The 17,397-nt window shown below is 33.4% G+C and carries 17 protein-coding genes; 8 read left to right on the plus strand and 9 right to left on the minus strand.

Annotated features, from left to right (window positions below):
• Window positions 1-300 (plus strand): integrase core domain-containing protein (locus PW52_RS15465; protein ID WP_044633891.1); only part of this gene is annotated, 300 nt, incomplete at its 5' end.
• A 135-nt stretch (window positions 301-435) separates the two neighbouring features.
• Here PW52_RS15465 and PW52_RS15470 read toward each other — a convergent pair.
• The 4 genes from PW52_RS15470 to PW52_RS17415 form a co-directional block, all read right to left on the minus strand.
• A complete protein-coding gene (locus tag PW52_RS15470) occupies window positions 436-2,808 on the minus strand; it encodes an outer membrane beta-barrel family protein (protein WP_044633892.1) in 2,373 nt (790 codons plus the stop codon).
• A 136-nt stretch (window positions 2,809-2,944) separates the two neighbouring features.
• The gene (locus tag PW52_RS15475) at window positions 2,945-3,448 is read right to left on the minus strand and encodes a hypothetical protein (RefSeq protein ID WP_044633893.1); all 504 of its coding nucleotides are present in this window, start codon (window positions 3,446-3,448) and stop codon (window positions 2,945-2,947) included.
• Entirely contained in the window at window positions 3,445-4,149 is a 705-nt protein-coding gene (gene lipB / locus PW52_RS15480; protein WP_044633894.1) for a lipoyl(octanoyl) transferase LipB, read from the minus strand. The genes PW52_RS15475 and lipB overlap by 4 nt, the downstream gene beginning before the upstream one ends.
• Before the next feature lie 110 nt (window positions 4,150-4,259).
• Complete coding sequence (locus PW52_RS17415) at window positions 4,260-4,418, minus strand: YqaE/Pmp3 family membrane protein (protein ID WP_082050933.1); 159 nt, start codon at window positions 4,416-4,418, stop codon at window positions 4,260-4,262.
• 240 nt (window positions 4,419-4,658) lie between these two features.
• Between PW52_RS17415 and lysS the strand changes: the two genes are divergently transcribed.
• The 4 genes from lysS to PW52_RS15500 all read left to right on the plus strand — a co-directional run bounded on the left by lysS (window position 4,659) and on the right by PW52_RS15500 (window position 10,370).
• Complete coding sequence (gene lysS, locus PW52_RS15485; protein ID WP_044633895.1) at window positions 4,659-6,353, plus strand: lysine--tRNA ligase; 1,695 nt, start codon at window positions 4,659-4,661, stop codon at window positions 6,351-6,353.
• A gap of 165 nt (window positions 6,354-6,518) precedes the next feature.
• Complete coding sequence (locus PW52_RS15490; protein ID WP_165586784.1) at window positions 6,519-8,540, plus strand: ATP-binding protein; 2,022 nt, start codon at window positions 6,519-6,521, stop codon at window positions 8,538-8,540.
• 31 nt (window positions 8,541-8,571) lie between these two features.
• Window positions 8,572-9,783 carry a hypothetical protein gene (locus tag PW52_RS15495; RefSeq protein ID WP_044633897.1) on the plus strand — a complete coding sequence of 404 codons (1,212 nt, stop codon included), beginning with the start codon at window positions 8,572-8,574 and terminating at the stop codon, window positions 9,781-9,783.
• 119 nt (window positions 9,784-9,902) lie between these two features.
• A complete protein-coding gene (locus PW52_RS15500; RefSeq protein WP_044633898.1) occupies window positions 9,903-10,370 on the plus strand; it encodes a hypothetical protein in 468 nt (155 codons plus the stop codon).
• Between the two features lie 72 nt (window positions 10,371-10,442).
• Here PW52_RS15500 and hemL read toward each other — a convergent pair whose 3' ends face one another.
• The 4 genes from hemL to PW52_RS15520 are packed head-to-tail and all read right to left on the minus strand — an operon-like array spanning window position 10,443 to window position 13,788.
• On the minus strand, window positions 10,443-11,729 hold the full coding sequence (gene hemL, locus PW52_RS15505) for a glutamate-1-semialdehyde 2,1-aminomutase (RefSeq protein ID WP_044633899.1): 1,287 nt from the start codon (window positions 11,727-11,729) through the stop codon (window positions 10,443-10,445).
• A 22-nt stretch (window positions 11,730-11,751) separates the two neighbouring features.
• Window positions 11,752-12,540, minus strand: coding sequence for a glucosaminidase domain-containing protein (locus PW52_RS15510; protein ID WP_044633900.1), 789 nt, complete (start codon window positions 12,538-12,540; stop codon window positions 11,752-11,754).
• An 8-nt stretch (window positions 12,541-12,548) separates the two neighbouring features.
• Window positions 12,549-13,460 (minus strand): 1-aminocyclopropane-1-carboxylate deaminase/D-cysteine desulfhydrase, encoded by a 912-nt coding sequence (locus PW52_RS15515; RefSeq protein WP_044633901.1) that lies wholly within the window; start codon window positions 13,458-13,460, stop codon window positions 12,549-12,551.
• On the minus strand, window positions 13,450-13,788 hold the full coding sequence (locus PW52_RS15520) for a hypothetical protein (protein ID WP_044633902.1): 339 nt from the start codon (window positions 13,786-13,788) through the stop codon (window positions 13,450-13,452). The genes PW52_RS15515 and PW52_RS15520 overlap by 11 nt, the downstream gene beginning before the upstream one ends.
• A gap of 50 nt (window positions 13,789-13,838) precedes the next feature.
• Here PW52_RS15520 and PW52_RS17575 point away from each other — a divergent pair, with 50 nt between their 5' ends.
• The 3 genes from PW52_RS17575 (at window position 13,839) to PW52_RS15530 (ending at window position 16,621) form a co-directional block, all read left to right on the plus strand.
• A complete protein-coding gene (locus tag PW52_RS17575; protein WP_165586785.1) occupies window positions 13,839-13,997 on the plus strand; it encodes a DUF5522 domain-containing protein in 159 nt (52 codons plus the stop codon).
• An 88-nt stretch (window positions 13,998-14,085) separates the two neighbouring features.
• A complete protein-coding gene (locus PW52_RS15525) occupies window positions 14,086-14,652 on the plus strand; it encodes a DUF4136 domain-containing protein (RefSeq protein ID WP_044633903.1) in 567 nt (188 codons plus the stop codon).
• A gap of 202 nt (window positions 14,653-14,854) precedes the next feature.
• Window positions 14,855-16,621 (plus strand): aromatic amino acid hydroxylase, encoded by a 1,767-nt coding sequence (locus PW52_RS15530; RefSeq protein WP_044633904.1) that lies wholly within the window; start codon window positions 14,855-14,857, stop codon window positions 16,619-16,621.
• A gap of 15 nt (window positions 16,622-16,636) precedes the next feature.
• Here the strand turns inward: PW52_RS15530 and PW52_RS15535 are convergent, their stop codons facing one another.
• On the minus strand, window positions 16,637-17,386 hold the full coding sequence (locus PW52_RS15535; protein WP_044633905.1) for an enoyl-CoA hydratase/isomerase family protein: 750 nt from the start codon (window positions 17,384-17,386) through the stop codon (window positions 16,637-16,639).
• Window positions 17,387-17,397 lie beyond the last annotated feature (11 nt).

Here is a 17,397-nt window from a genome sequence, read left to right on the forward strand (position 1 = left end):
CGACCAGAACAACTTTGGGTAAGCGATATCACTTATATTAAAACACAATACGGCCCTTATGAAAACGCTGTTGCAAAACACATTAACAGAACACTCAAATATGAATACGGTTTAAAAAAAACCATTAAAAACACAGATTTAGCGCAAAAAATGGCTAAGCAAGCGATATATATTTATAACAATTTAAGAACCCATTTTAGTCTGAACTTAAGAAAACCTTCTGAAGTACATTTAAATCCAAATATCAAATACAAATCCTATAGAAAAAATAATGTAAATTTACCTGAACTTACATTTTAAGGATTGAACGAGTTAAAAATAATAACAAAAAAAGAGTCAACCTATATCAGTATAAAACAGTTTTGGCATTAACTATTTGCACGATTATTACAACCGGAAGTCTTATTTAAAAACTAAGCTAAACTTTAACAAAATTTATCGCCTTTTTCCGCCACTATATTCCATAGCTTCTCCTTTACCAAAGCCGTAACTAAAACCTAAAGTAAAAAATCGGCCACGTGTGGTTTTAGAGTAATTTGTAAACGTATCTTGGTTGGTAAAAGTCTCGAAATATCGAGAAGCAAAAGCATCGCGAACACCTAAACTAAAAACACCTTTACCTTTAAGTATTTTTTTTCGAAGTCCTAGATCTAAAAAGGCAATAGCTTCGGTGTTACCTTGAACGGTTTCGTAATCGGATTGATAGTTTCCTGTAGCTTCAAAATCGATATCTGTTGGCAATTTAAACTTCGTCATTAATTTAGACGTCCATTGATCACCATTAAAATCGAAAACCTGATCTTCGAAAGTCCCGACTCTATTAAAATAATTGAAATTAAAATCGACATTAAATGTTAACCAATTTATAGGTGAATATTTGGTATTGAATTCGAAACCAGCAGTACTGTTCGTTCCAATATTTTCTGGTCTCGAAGTACTCACATTATCTTCTGCTGTGGTAATACTTTCAATAACATCGGTTGTAAAACGATGATACACACCAAAATTCAACGAAGTTTTACCAATATCAAAAATAGTTGTAACCTCATACGAATCGGTAAATTCGGGTTGTAGTTCTGGATTTCCTTGGCGGATGCTATAACTGTTTCTTATGTTAAAAAACGGATTTAAATCTCTTAACCTTGGTCTGTAAATACGTTTTGAATATCCTGCTTGCAGTGAAACTACATCTGAAAACTTATAAGATGAATGCAAACTAGGAAACCAATTTGAATAGTTTTGATTATTAGATTCGTTGGTAGTTTCGAGTAACGTTTTTAAATCGGTATGCTCTACACGAATACCACCTTTTAATCCCCATTTTTCACCTTGATAAGCTCCAGAAGCATAAACACTCAAAACGTTTTGGTTAAAGTTAAAAATATTGGTTAATCCGGTATCGGTTACAAAAACATCATCCTCTAAATCCTCGACCTGGTAATCGTTACTAACATCGTTTATAACGTATTGTCCACCGGTTTCCATACTCCATTGTTGGTTAAATGGCTTGGTATAATCTAACTTAAACGTAAAATTATCTTCGGCAAAATCGGTTCTAATTTTTTGTGCAGCATCATAATCTTCACCAGCAACGGTAACATCGTTAAACAATGAGTTTTGATCTTTTGCAAACGAATTTCCTGTAATGCTAAACAATAAATCGTGATCGTCATGGTCTTTAAAATCTTTTTTATAAACTAGTTCGTATTGCCATTTAGGATTTGTAGCTTCGGTGGTTTCGTTTCGGTCCCATTCCGATTCTAAAGCATCATTTTCATCAAAAAGTTGAAAGTTGTAGTTTGAAGGCTGATCTTCAATTTCATAAGCAAAATTACCCGACAGCGTAAGCACATCGTTTGGTGTTATGTAATAATCTGTTCCTAAAGTAATATTGTAAAACTTCTCGTTTCTGTATTCGGTTCCGGTATTAATCAAGGTTGTGTTATTATCTAAATCGGTGTTAATACCTTCGCTATCTCTTGGATAACTTCTGCGCCCTAAACCAAACTGTGTAAACAAATTAAATTTTTCTGAACGCCTATTTAAACTCACGCCAATACTATGGTTATCTGGAATTCCTGTATTTAAACTTACCGAACCATTTACGCCTTTGCGCTCTTCTTTTTTAATGATTATGTTTATAATTCCTGAAGTTCCTTCGGCATCATATTTTGCAGATGGATTTGTAATTACCTCGATACTTTCAATCATATCGGCAGTAATACTTCCTAAAGCACCACCATCATCGGTTAAAATAGAAGGTTTTCCGTTTATTAAAACTTGTACTCCAGAATTTCCGCGTAAGCTAATGGCACCTTCAATATCTACATTAACACTGGGTACATTGTTAAGCACATCTAGCGCACTAGCGCCAGTACTTGCAATATCTTTCCCAACATTAAACACGCGTTTATCGAGTTTAAATTGAGTTCGAGATACTTCGGCTTGCACCAAAACAGCATCTAATTGGGCGGCATCTTCGGCTAATGTAAACGTGCCTAAATCAATCGTATTATTTTTAACATTGAATTGATTAAAGTTTTTTGAAATAAAACCAATGTAACTTACTTCTATGTAAAATTTTTTAGCATCTGTGTTTAGGTAAAACAAACCATCTTCGGCAGTTGTAGTTCCCGAAATTGGTTGTTTAGTTTCAGAATTAGCAACTAAAACTGTTGCGTATGCTAAAGGCTCTTTGCTAGTTTCGTCTATAACTTTTCCTTTAATTTCAATAGTTTGTGCATGCGAATAGCTCACAAATAATAAAAGGAAAGAAAATGTAATAAGTTTAATGAATTGAAAGTTCATATATTTAGGATAGTCTTTTAAATTTAGATAGGCTAATTCTTAAAAGCAAAAATGCAAAAATTTAACCGTAGAAATTGTTAATTAGAAGTTTACAATACGGTTTTAACAAAAATTTAGCTTATTAAACTTACTGCGTTTAATTAGAATTCTCTTGATGTTGTTTCGTACCAATTTGATTAATTTCATCGAAGTGAGAATGCTTTTGAGATGCTATAATCATGTTATAAAGTACACGCTCTTCAATAAAAAGAAAAATTCCAGTTAATAACATAGGTATAAAAAACAAAAGCATAGCAAGATAATCGTCGTTTGTACTTTTCCAATTTACCTTGTAAAACATTTCATACCAAAAACGTAACGCTATATATATTAAAGTTAAAGCAAATAGCCCGTTTAAAATCCACAGCACATAGTTTATTTCTGTTATTTTTTTTGCTTTAGGTTTATACATGGGTAACGTTTTTATATGGTAGATTACACTTGAAACACCTGTAAAAGCCACTGCTACCAATAAATACTGCCTATTCTTAAAACTAAAACCTTCAACAAAAACAAAATAAAACAACGCAAAATTAAACAGTCCTGCTATTAGTATGCAGAATATTAATAAGGTTATTTTAAATATGCGTTTTAATTTCATTCAGTAATAAAATGTGCGCCAAATAAGGTTGTAAAATGGTTTAAAAGTTTGGTTTTAACTTCGGCTTCGTCTACTGTTTTTTTGCCCAACTCTACGTTTAAAGAAGTAACCGCTTTACCGCGAATACCACACGGAATTATATTATCGAAATACCCTAAATCGGCATTTACATTTAAAGCAAAACCGTGCATGGTTACCCAGCGACTTGCGCGCACTCCCATAGCACAAATTTTACGCGCAAATGGTGTTCCTACATCTAACCAAACTCCTGTTTCTCCTGGGCTACGTTCGGCCTTTAAGCCATATTCTGCTAGGGTTAAAATTATCATTTCTTCTAGCAAACGCAAATACTTGTGTATATCGGTAAAAAAGTTTTCTAAATCTAAAATAGGATAGCCTACAATTTGTCCTGGACCATGATAGGTAATGTCTCCGCCTCTGTTAATTTTATAAAACGTGGCTCCTTTTTTAGCAAGCTGATTTTCGTCTAGAAGTAAATTAGACAAATCGCCACTTTTACCCAAAGTATACACATGTGGATGCTCTACAAACAAAAAATAATTCTTGGTTTGTAAACCGGCTTCTTCTCGCCTATTTTTTATTTTGTCTCCTACAATGCCTTTAAATAAATCTTCTTGGTAATCCCAGGTTTGTTTATAGTCTTTGTGGCCTAAATCTTGAAGTTCAATTGCTTTATTCATAGACTACAAATTTAAGGCTTTTTATAATAAATTCATGTTACTAGAGGCAACTCACATTTACGCCTAATTAATTTTTATTTACCAATAAAACACTGCTAATAAACATAATGCTAGTGCTTAGGATTATTAAGTATTACCAACGCCGCAATTACACCTGGAACCCAACCACAAAGCCATAATAAAAAGACAATGATAATTGAACCACAGCCTTTATCTAGAACTGCTAACGGCGGACAAATAATTGATAGTAAAACTCTCCAGAAACTCATTTTTTTTTGATTTTTTATTGATTGATATTTATTTGACGAAAAAGTTTTTGGTTTGTTACAAGCTGCGTTAGGGATTGAGTGGTGTGTATGAGCTCGCCGCCGCAGAAGGCAGCGAGTAGCGAAAGCCCGACCCCCGAAGTTTCGGGGTAACGCCCTAAAAAATAGTAAAAATATGATGTTTAAAAACAATGGCAAATGTGTATCTTTGCGCCATTAAAATTTTATCAAGTAAGTAAAGCTATGGCGCAATTATCAGAGCAAGAAATTGTAAGAAGAGACAAATTAGGAAAATTACGAGAGTTAGGTATTAATCCATATCCGGCCGATCTTTATCCGGTAAATGATAGCTCGAAAACGATTAAAACCAATTTTGAAGCTGGTAAAAAGGTTATTATCGCTGGACGTTTAATGTCTAGACGTATACAAGGTAATGCTAGTTTTGCCGAATTACAAGATGCCGAAGGACGCGTACAAGTGTATTTTAATAGAGATGAAATTTGTACTGGAGACGATAAAACAAAATACAATACGGTTTACAAAAAATTACTTGATATTGGTGATTTTATTGGTGTTGAAGGTGAACTTTTTACAACTAAGGTTGGTGAAAAAACGGTTATGGTTAAAGATTTCTCGCTATTAAGCAAGGCTTTAAAACCATTACCATTACCTAAAGTTGATGCCGATGGAAATATTCATGATAAATTTGACGATCCGGAATTACGTTATCGCCAACGTTATGCCGACTTAGTAGTTAACCCAAATGTTAAAGAGGTTTTTGTAAAACGTACAAAACTGTTTAACGCCATGCGTAAGTTTTTTAACGATGCTGGATATTTTGAGGTTGAAACTCCGGTTTTACAACCTATTCCTGGTGGTGCTGCTGCACGTCCATTTATTACACATCACAACGCTTTAGATGTGCCTTTATACATGCGTATTGCTAACGAGCTTTACCTAAAGCGCCTAATTGTTGGTGGTTTTGATGGGGTTTACGAGTTTAGTAAAAACTTCCGTAATGAAGGCATGGACAGAACACACAATCCTGAGTTTACTGCTATGGAAATTTATGTGGCATACAAGGATTATAACTGGATGATGGATTTCTGTGAAAAACTGTTAGAATACTGTTCTACTGCTGTAAACGGAACGACTAAAGTTACTTTTGGCGAGAATGAAATAGATTTTAAAGCGCCTTATGCTCGTGTTACTATGGCCGATTCTATAAAACATTTTACTGGTTTTGATATTACTGGTAAAACAGAAGCCGAAATTCGCGAAGCAGCCAAAGGCATGGGTATTGAGGTTGATGACACTATGGGAAAAGGTAAACTTATTGATGAAATTTTTGGTGAAAAATGTGAAGGTAACTACATACAGCCAACCTTTATTACAGATTACCCAAAGGAAATGAGCCCATTGTGTAAAGAACACCGTGAGAACCCTGAATTAACTGAGCGTTTCGAGCTTATGGTTTGTGGTAAAGAAATTGCTAACGCCTATTCTGAACTTAACGACCCAATAGACCAACGTGAGCGTTTTGAGCACCAAATGGAATTGGCTAAAAAGGGTGACGACGAAGCTAATGGCATTATTGATTACGACTTTTTACGTGCTTTAGAATATGGTATGCCGCCTACTTCTGGAATGGGCATTGGTATGGACAGGTTAATTATGTACTTAACCAATAACCAATCTATACAAGAGGTTTTATTTTTCCCGCAAATGCGACCAGAAAAGAAACCTTTAGAAATAAGCGAGGATGCTAAGGCTGTTTTTGAAGTTTTAACCAAAGCTGAAAAAATAAAATTAACAGAATTAAAAACAGCTTCTGGATTATCAAATAAAAAATGGGACAAAACCATTAAAGAACTAACTAAAAATAATTTAGCCAAAGTTGAAAAAACAGACGAGGGCTTATTTGTAACAGTTGCTTAAACAAAATATTAATTATAAAAAAACCTTACTTTTTTAAAAAACGTAAGGTTTTTCTAGTTTAAGTGTATTTTTTACTTAAATTTATTTGATACAGAAATTTCAGTTTGTATATCGTTAATGATTAAACCCCAAAAAATAACAACTAAATTAAAAAACAAAATAGTTTTGCTTCCTCTCTTAACTTTTGTTTTAAGTATTACAATAGTTATTACGGTTTATTACAGTGGGTTAAATACGTTGAATAATTCTCTAGAAAATAATATTGAGCAGGTCGGACAACTTACGTCAAAAGAATTTGCAAATATCTTAAATAGTGACATTGGTAAGCTAGAAAATTTAAAAAATAGAATTGAGTTTACCAATGGTATGTTTCTTAATTATTGGGAAAAAGATGCCGAATTGCTTATAGAGCAAACTCAAAGTTTTAAATTTTTAGAATGGATTGACAGCACAATGGTAATAAAAAAAATATCACCATTGGCTGGAAATGAAAATGCTCTAAATCTTGATATTTCAACGGTTAAATACCGACGAGAAGAATGGATAAAGCATTCTAAAATAAACCAAACCAACATTACGCCTTGGAGTGAACTAACACAAGGTGGTCATGCTTTTTTAGTAGATGTTCCTGTTTACTTTAATAATCATTTTCAAGGCACCATTTCTGCTGGAATGGATTTTAAAACCAATTTCGCAAAATTTAGCTCTAGCTTAAATGATTTTTATGCTATTGAATTATACGACCATACAAATACTTTGTTTTTTAAACTAAACACAAATAAAAAATTAAACAATCCTATAAACTATAATATTAAAATACTTGTCGACTCTCTGGATAACCAAGCATGGACATTAAAACTCTTCCCTACCAATAAGTTTAAATTGACTAACCGACGAGAACTAACCAGTATTACACTAATAATAGGCCTGTTATTTAGTTTATTAATTTCTTTACTAGTTTACTTTTACTTAAGAATTCGTAACGAACGTAGATTAGCCATTCAAAGCAATAACAAGCTATTAGTAGCGAATAAAAAACTGTTTAAGGAGCGTAAAAAAGCTGAAAAAGCTTCCTCGGCAAAAACAGAGTTCTTATCTAATATGAGTCATGAAATCCGCACGCCGCTTCATGCTATTTTAGGGTTTATTGAACTTTTAAAGGACAGTAAATTAAATAAAGCGGATAAAGAATATTTAGATTTAATGGAGAAATCGTCGAGCAATTTACTAAACATAGTAAACGACATTTTAGATATAGATAAAATTGAATCAGGTAAAATTGAACTGTCTGAAGTAAAGTTCAATCCCGTTCAAAAGATAAAAGAACTCATTGAGGTAAACCAATTTATTTTTTTACGAAAAGACTTGTATTTAAAAGCCAAATACAAAAAAACAAACAATTTAACCGTTTTAGGAGACGAAAGTAAGTTTATACAGATCGTGAATAATATCGTTAAAAATGGACTAAAATTTACCGATAATGGAGGTGTTACTCTTGTTTACAGTGAAAAAATCACCAAATCAAACAAGCTACATATAAAAATTGCGATAAAAGATACCGGCATTGGTATTCCACCTAATCAATTAGAATCCATTTTTGAACGCTTTAAACAAATTGAAAACAGTGTAAAAAAGCAATACGAAGGTAGTGGGCTTGGTTTAGCTATTAGTAAAATATTAGTTAATATGATGGGTGGCGATATTCGTGTGAAAAGTATTCCTAATATCGGAACCACTTTTAAATTCGATGTATTTTTTCCTATTATAGACAATCAAGATGAAAAACCGCAAGACCAGAAACTAAAAACAACTGCCAACCTCGCCGACTTAAACGTACTAATTGTTGATGATAACAACCTCAATATAATTGTCTTAAAAAAATTTCTAGAAAGCTTTGGAGTAACAGCAGACACCGCAAATAACGGATTAATCGGTGTTGAAACATTTAAACAAAACCAAAACTATGATTTAATTTTTATGGATATTCATATGCCTATAATGGATGGTTGGGAAGCCTCAAAAGAAATACGAAAACTTGATGAAGACGTTATTATTTTTGGACTATCGGCTAATGTTACCACCGAAGCTATTGATATGGCACTTGAAAATGGTATGAACAACTACTTATCGAAACCCTTCAAAAAAGAACATATAGCTAAACTTTTGCAGTTTCACTTCAGTCATTAAAAATCATTATTTTTAACTAATTACGATTAAAATGTTACGCGTATTATTTATTCTATTGGTTTTTAATAATTTAAACAGCCAAAACGCCAATATTCAATTTTCGCAAAATGGTATAGAAAATCCTAATATTTTAACAACGCACCACTTTGGCATTTTTAGTTCTAGAATATCTTCTAACTTAAAACACCATGCAACAACAAACACTTCTATAAACCTAAATATAAATAGTGGTAATAATTTCCACCCTTATGTAGAAGGTTATTTTCCCAAAAACCCAGAAGTTAGACAACAGTTTAGCGAAACTATTTGGTACAACAGGCGGTTTAATTATTTAGATGAAGAAACCACTCCAGCCGATTATATGAATATTGTTGTTGATGCTGTAATAAAACATATAAGCCTTGGAGTAAATATTCCAATAAACAAAAATAGAGAACTCAACATAAACTTAAGATCATACTTATTTACAAAAGGAAAATATCCGTTTTCACCCATTACCAGCGACGAAACTATTGAATGGTTTCATAGTCATATTATTGGAGACGAAGACCCTTTTGGCAGAAAATATTATGGTTTAAACCAAACCAATATTAACTATTTAGATAGAAATGGTAGAACGTTGCAACTAAAACACAATGATTTTTTTATTGGTGGCATTTCTTTCGATCACTATTATTATCCTGAAATTTCTTTAAATAAAACCAAACAATTATTCGTTAATTTAGGCACACATTTAGGCATTAACACGTCTAAATATAACACCTCAACCGATGTAGGAGGCTCAATAAATTTTGTAAAACAATTTAACTTAAAAAATAATTATTCTTTTAATTTCGGAATCCATGGAAGTGTTTTACGCAAGAATTTAATCGATTTCAACAAAGAAAATATCGACTTTGGTAATAATAAATTCCTGGCTACTTTCGAGGCAAATCCGCAAATTACCCGATACACAAAAAACGGCAATTTTAATTCAATTGGTATAAACTATCAAATACAAACCAGTTACAACAAAAAAAAAGAAGCTGATTATTATTTCCTTTTAGGCGAATGGCAGGCGGCAGACAGCGGGTGGCATCATGGTGTTTCCGAACTCTATAATTCCTTATCAAATTGGTCAATTATCTACTCATATGGCAGTCCTAAATTCTTGTTTTCGTTTTACCTTAAACAAGATTTTTTGGTAAATAACGCACCCGATCTTCAAACCGGCATTTCTTTCAAAAAGCCTTTATTTAACTAGGGCTATCACATTTCTTAACTCGAAATCAACCTGTTAACTTCGAGTTAAAATTAAATACCCCATTAAACTTTTTTAAAATTTAAAAGTCCTAAGTACAAATAATTTAAAAACATAATAAGATGAAAAAAATACTTTTAATTGCTATCGCATTAGTAGGATTACAAGCCGTAGCGCAAAACCACCGTGGAGAAGGTAAAAAAGAAAGAGGAGATAAAATGGCTAATCTTTCTGCCGAAGAAATTGCAACACTACAAACAAAACGTATGACGCTTTATTTAGATTTAACCGAATCTCAACAAAAGAAAATTCAAGCCATAAATTTAGAAAATGCCACAAAGCGCAAAGAGATGATGGAAGAGCGAAAAGCTAAAAAAGAAAGTGGCGAAGAACGCACAAAACCAACAGACGAAGAACGTTTAGCTATGGAAAACGCTCGTTTAGATCATAAAATTGCTATGAAAGCTAAAATGAAAGACATCCTAAATGAAGAGCAATATACTAAATGGGAAAAAAGCCAACAACGTATGGCTATGAGAGGAAAAAAAAACAAGGATGATTCGAAAAAAAACCGCAAACAAAAAAGTTAATGATTGATAGTTAATTTAGTTAATAGACAAGCCGCGTAATTATTTAATAATATTCGCGGCTTTCTTCATTTATTATAAAGCTTTCGCGACCTTATTTATAGCATTTATAGTAAAATCTAAATCTTCAAAAGTTAAAGCTTCCGTAATAAACCAAGTTTCGAAAGCACTTGGTGCAATGTAAATACCTTCGTTTAACAACCCATGAAAGAATTTTTTAAAGGTATCATTATTACCTTTACCAGCTGTATTAAAATCGTAAACCTCACCTTTATCAAAATGTACAGATATCATTGAACCTACACGATTTATAGTATGCACTACTTTATTATCGTTTAATACTTTTGTTATGCCTTTGTGTAAATATTCTGTTTTTTCGTTTATGCTATCAAAAATACTTACGTTGTTATTCAACTCGGTTAACATCGCTAAACCTGCTGCCATAGCTAATGGGTTTCCACTTAAAGTTCCTGCTTGATAAACAGGACCAACTGGAGCTAAATAATCCATAATTTCATGACTAGCAGCAAATGCCCCAACAGGTAATCCACCACCAATAACTTTACCAAAACAAACTATATCTGCTTTTATTCCGAATAGTTCTTGTGCACCTCCTTTAGCCAAACGAAAGCCCGTCATAACCTCATCAAAAATCAACAAAATATTGTTTTGGTCGCAAACGCTTCTTAACCCTTGTAAAAAACTTTCTTTTGGTGGGACACATCCCATATTACCCGCAACAGGCTCGATAATAATACAAGCAATTTCGTTTTTATTAGCTTCAATTATAGCTTTTACATTTTCAATATCATTATAATTGGCCAACAAGGTATCTTTTGCTGTTCCTTTAGTAACACCTGGAGAGTTGGGTGTTCCAAAAGTACTGGCTCCACTACCCGCTTGAATTAAAAACGAATCGGAATGCCCATGATAGCAACCAGCAAATTTTATAATTTTATCCTTTCCTGTAAAACCACGTGCTAACCTTACGGCACTCATACAAGCTTCGGTTCCAGAATTTACAAAACGGATTTTATCAATATTTGGCACCATTGAAACTGCTAATTCTGCTATTTTAGTTTCAATTTCGGTTGGCATTCCAAACGATGTTCCTTTTTGGGCTTTTTCTACTACAGCATCAACTACAGGTTTGAATGCATGACCCAAAATCATTGGTCCCCAAGAATTAATGTAGTCTATTAACCGGTTTCCATCTTCATCAAACAAATAAGCTCCTTTTGCTTCTTTTACAAAAATAGGTGTTCCGCCAACACCTTTAAACGCTCTAACTGGAGAGTTAACACCTCCAGGAATTACTTTTTCGGCTTCAGCAAATAAAGCACTACTTCTTTTATAAATCATTTATATTAATTATGTTTTTTAATTAAGGTTTCACAATTAAAACTTGCCCTATGCTTAAGTTTGTACTACGTAAACCATTTAGTTTTTGCAATTCTGCAACTGTTAAATTATACTTTCTAGATATAGAATATAGCGTATCGCCTTTCGATACAGTATAGGTTTGGTTATAAGTTGGTGCTTGATATTGCGTATACCTTTTACCGAGTACTTGCTTATCAAACTCATCTAAATTATAGCGCTCTATTAAACTAATTAATTTATCTGGATATTTTCTATCGGTAGCATAACCTGCGGCTCGCAAGCCTTTTGCCCATCCTTTATAATCTTCTTGTTTTAAATCGAAAAGCCCTGCATAACGTTTTCTTTCTTTTAAAAATAAAGAATGATCTCGAAAGGAATATTTTGCATCTTTATATTTTCGGAAGCATTCTTGTAACTCATCGTCATCGTGATAAATTCGGGCTCCTGTCCATTCATGGCATTTAATTCCGAAGTGATTATTAGCCTCAACCGACAATCTACCATAACCCGAAGCCGATTCTAAAATACCTTGCGCTAAAGTTATACTTGCAGGAATGCCGTATAATTGCATTTCTTGTTGAGCCACTTCTTTATATAAATCGATGTACTCTTCTGTTTTACTAGCGTAACCTTTCGGTGCTTTTGTTGTAGTTGTAGGTTTTGTTTCTGGTCGTGTAATTTTAGGGGTTGTTTGTGTAGTTCGAGTTGGTCGTTTTGTTGTAGCTGTCTTTTTTGTTTTACAACTAAATACAACTAAACTTAAACAACAAATCAATAATATTTTTTTCATTTAAAAAGTTACTTTATTAAGGGTAAATTTTTCTTTTTTAATAATGTATTCATCCCGGAAATTCCTTGCAAACCACCTGTATGAATTGCTAATATTTTTGAGCCTTTCGGAAAATAGCCGTTTTCAATTAAATTAAAAATTCCGAACATCATTTTTCCAGTATAAACCGGATCGAGCGGCACATTACTATCCGCTTTAAATCTATTTATAAAACCAATTAAATCTTCATTTATTTTAGCATAACCGCCAAAATGATAATCTATAATTAATTTCCAATTGCTCTTCGATACAAATTTACTAATATCTTCTTTTAAAAAGTCACCTTTAAGTGCCGGAAAGCCTAAAATTTGCTGATTTTGGTTCGATGCATTTATTAAACCAGACATAGTGCCGCCTGTACCAACTGCAGTACAGATAAAATTAAAATCTTTGTCTGTTTTATTTAAAATTTCTTCACAGCCTTTTACAGCTAGGTCATTAGTGCCACCTTCAGGAATAACAAAAAAACTTCCAAATTTGTTTTCTAAATGATTTAAAAATGATTCACTTGTTTTATTTCTATAAGCTTCTCGAGTAACAAATTCAAACTGCATTCCCTCATTTTTAGCGAAACTTAAAGTAGGATTTTGATTGATTTTATTTTGAAGCTCTTCACCTCTTATTACACCAATAGTTTTAAAATTAAAAGCCTTACCTGCAGCCGCAACAGCAGCAATATGATTGGAATAAGCCCCACCAAAAGTCAATAAAGTTTTAAAACCTAAATGCTGTGCTTCTTGAAGATTGTATTTTAATTTACGGTATTTATTTCCAGAAATAAAGGAATGAATTCTATCTTCTCGTTTAATGTAAAGTTCAACACCATATTTTTCTGGTAATTTTACACGTTCGTTTATGCTATGTTCTAGCTTAAAAATCATGCCTGCGAAGATACTTTAAAAAAGCCCAAAACGGTCTATTTTTAAGATATTCTAAGTTTTTTTCTTGCCGATAAGCTTCCAGCTCAAAGGATATATTTCGGTAAGCTAAATGCCATTTTTTGTATTGAATTAACCGAAATACAAACTCAAGAACATACCAAAAATAAAACGGTATAACCAATAACTCTAATTGTTGTTTTAAATGAATACGCTCATGATTAATAAAAACAGCATCCTGTTTTAAAGTCTTCTTTTTTAAAAACACAAATGGAAAAAAGGTTAAACCTAAATAACCTTTGGGCACTAAATATTTTGAAACTAAAATCATTAACAAAAGCTTTTCAAAAATCAATCCAAATTACATTATCTTTGATTAAGATGAAAAAAATAATTCCAGTTGAAGAAGGCGATTATTATTTAACGCCCGAAGGCTATCGCTGTTTTACAGAGCAATACCATTTAAAACGCGGGTATTGTTGCGAAAGTGGCTGCAGACATTGTCCTTACGGCTATAACAAAAAAACCAACAGCTATTAGTTAAAATTTTATAATTAATTAGCTTGGTATAATTATTGATGCTTAAATTAAATAGATTTTTCTTAAGAATTAACTAAAAAATATCGCTATGAATACGTTTTTAAAAACAGTACCGCTTTTAGCTTTTTTTGTGGTTTTATCGTCTTGCACCTCTGTTAAAGTTGCTGCCGATTATGATAAAAAAGCCAATTTTAATAATTACAAAACCTTTGCTTTTTTTAAAACAGGTATCGATAAGGCCGAAATAAGTGATTTAGACAAACGTCGCATCCTTCGCGCCATTGAAGCCGAACTACTAGCTAAAGGCTTCACAAAATCTGAAAATCCAGATTTACTAATTAGCCTGTTTACAAAATCGAACCAACGTGTTGATGTATACAATAATGCCTGGGGCTACGGTGCTTGGGGCTGGGGCGGTTGGGGTCCTTGGGGCGGATTTGGTCCCGGTTGGGGCTGGGGCTGGAATCAACCAACCACCTCAGTTAGTACAGAAGGCACTTTATTTATAGATTTAATCGATGCTGAAAAAAAAGAACTTATTTGGCAAGGAATGGGAACCGGTTATTTAAGCCGAAATGTTGAGAAAAAAGAAGAACGTATTCAGGAGTTTGTTACAGAAATAATGAAAAAATACCCGCCGGAAGCGTTACAATAATATCACGTAAATTAGCGTAGAGCTGTTTAGAAAGTGTTGATTAGAATTGTCAACCTGAACTTGTTTCAGGTTCTCATAGGTTAAAGATTCTGAAACAAGTTCAGAATGACAAAATCAAACACCTACTAAACAGCTCTATTGTTTTCCTCTCGCATTTTATTAATAATTCGTATTTTTAAGCTAACCACATTATTATTTAACCATGAATACGAATATTGAAGAAAACGATGTTTTAAAACGCTTACCCAAACATTTAAAACAGTTTATAAAACCACAAAATTACAGCGACTATTCTGCAATAGATCAAGCCGTTTGGCGCTACGTAATGCGTAAAAACGTCGATTTTTTAAAACATGTGGCCCATTCATCGTACCTCGAAGGTTTAAAACAAACTGGAATATCATTAAACAACATCCCTAACCTGTACGGTATGAACCGTATTTTAAAACAAATTGGTTGGGCTGCTGTAGCTGTCGATGGGTTTATACCGCCCAATGCCTTTATGGAATTTCAAGCCTATAATGTTTTAGTTATTGCCAGCGACATTAGGCAATTAGAGCATATAGAATACACTCCAGCTCCAGATATTATTCATGAAGGCGCAGGACACGCACCAATAATAGCAAACCCAGAATATGCCGAATATTTACGCCGCTTTGGTGAAATTGGTTGCAAAGCTATTTCATCTGCTAAAGATTACGAACTTTACGAAGCTGTAAGGCATTTATCAATTATAAAAGAAGCGCCAAATACCAGTGAAGCCGATATCGCTTCCGCGGAAGAAACCGTAAATCACCTTCAAAAAAACATGGGTGAACCAAGCGAAATGGCACTCATAAGAAATTTACATTGGTGGACTGTAGAATACGGACTTATTGGAACACCAGAACAACCCAAAATTTATGGCGCTGGGTTATTATCATCCATTGGAGAAAGTGCTTGGTGCATGACAAATCATGTAAAAAAACTACCGTATACCATACAAGCAACCTATCAAGATTTCGACATAACAAAACCTCAACCTCAGCTTTTTGTCACACCAAATTTTGCACATTTAGGTTTGGTTTTAGAAGAATTTGCTAACACCATGGCGTTACGCAAAGGCGGGCTAAAAGGCATTAAAAAACTTATTAATTCGGAAGCTTTAGGCAGTATAGAATTAAGTACAGGCATACAAATATCTGGCATTTTTAACAAGGTTATAGCGAATGAAGGCAAACCAATATACTTTCAAACTAAAGGAAAAACAGCGCTCGCTTATCGTGAAAAAGAATTGGTTGGACACGGCACCAAAACACACCAATATGGCTTTGGCTCTCCTATTGGAAAACTAAAAGGTATTAATATTGCTATTGAAGATATGAGCCCAAGAGATTTACGAGCTTACAATATTTTTGAAGAAGAAACAGTAACACTTCATTTTGAAGGAGGCATAAGTGTATCTGGAGAAATTATTACCGGAAAGCGAAATTTACAAGGAAAAATAATTTTAATTAGTTTTAAAAACTGTACTGTATCCTACGGTAAAACTATATTGTTTAAGCCAGAAAATGGCATTTACAATATGGCGGTAGGAAAATCTATTGTATCGGCATTTTCTGGACCAGCAGATTTAAATAGCTTCGATTTAATAACTCATAAAACCAGTTCTCAAACTATAAAAATTGAAAAATCGAAATCTCAAATACAACTGGAAAGTTTATACCAACAGGTAAGCGATTTTCGTAATGGTAAAAACAAGACAATTTCGCGCAATAAAGTGCTAGAAACTTTAATTACCGAACATCCAAACGACTGGCTATTGGCTATAGAACTTTACGAACTGGCCTTTAAAGCCAACGAAAAACCTTTGTGTAAACGCATTTTACAACACCTTGAATCTATTAAACAAAACCAACCACAACTTGGAAAATTAATTGATGATGGCATAGGAATTGTAAACAGCGCCCCGGTTACTAACAGTTTTTAAAAACAGAAACAACACTTATTTAAACCGTTTTAAAGTTTCCTTAGTAAAATCGCTCAAAACCAGTTTCCCGCTAATTTTGGCACGTTCGGTGAGTAAATTGTCCCAATCATCTGTGTTTTTCCAGATTACTTTTTTCATTTCTTGTAAAGCTTCTGGATTATAGTCTGCTAATTTTTCAGCTAAAAGTGTAACGGTTTCATCTAAAGCTTCGGTGGTTTCGCAGATCTCAGCAAATAGCCCATTAGTTTTAGCCCATTCGGCAGTATAAAATGCTTCCGCATTAAGCGTCATTTGTGACATTTTAGAAACACCTATTTTACGTGTTACGGCAGGCTCGATTACAAACGGACCAATGCCTATACTTAATTCGCTTAACTTAATTGATGCGTATTTAGTTGCTAAACAATAATCGGTAGCCGCAGCTAAACCAACACCGCCACCAACAGCTTTTCCTTGCACACGACCAATAATAAGTTTGCTCGATTTTCGCATGGCATTAATAACATTGGCAAAACCAGAGAAAAAGGTCTTTCCGGTAGCTTCATTGTTAATAGCTATTAACTCGTTAAAACTGGCTCCTGCACAAAACGTTCGGTCTCCACCACTTTTTAAAACCAACACTTTAGCATCGCTTGTTTCTGCATCTACAATAGTATGCTGTAATTTTTGCAACACCTCACTTGGCATAGCATTATGGTTAGGATGAAAAAACTCAATATAACCAACCTTATTTTTAATATTAAATGAAACGTACGGATCTGTCATTATGTAGTAGC

The sequence above is a fragment of the Neotamlana sedimentorum genome, from assembly GCF_000943565.1.
In the GTDB taxonomy this organism is placed as follows: Bacteria; Bacteroidota; Bacteroidia; order Flavobacteriales; family Flavobacteriaceae; genus Neotamlana; species Neotamlana sedimentorum.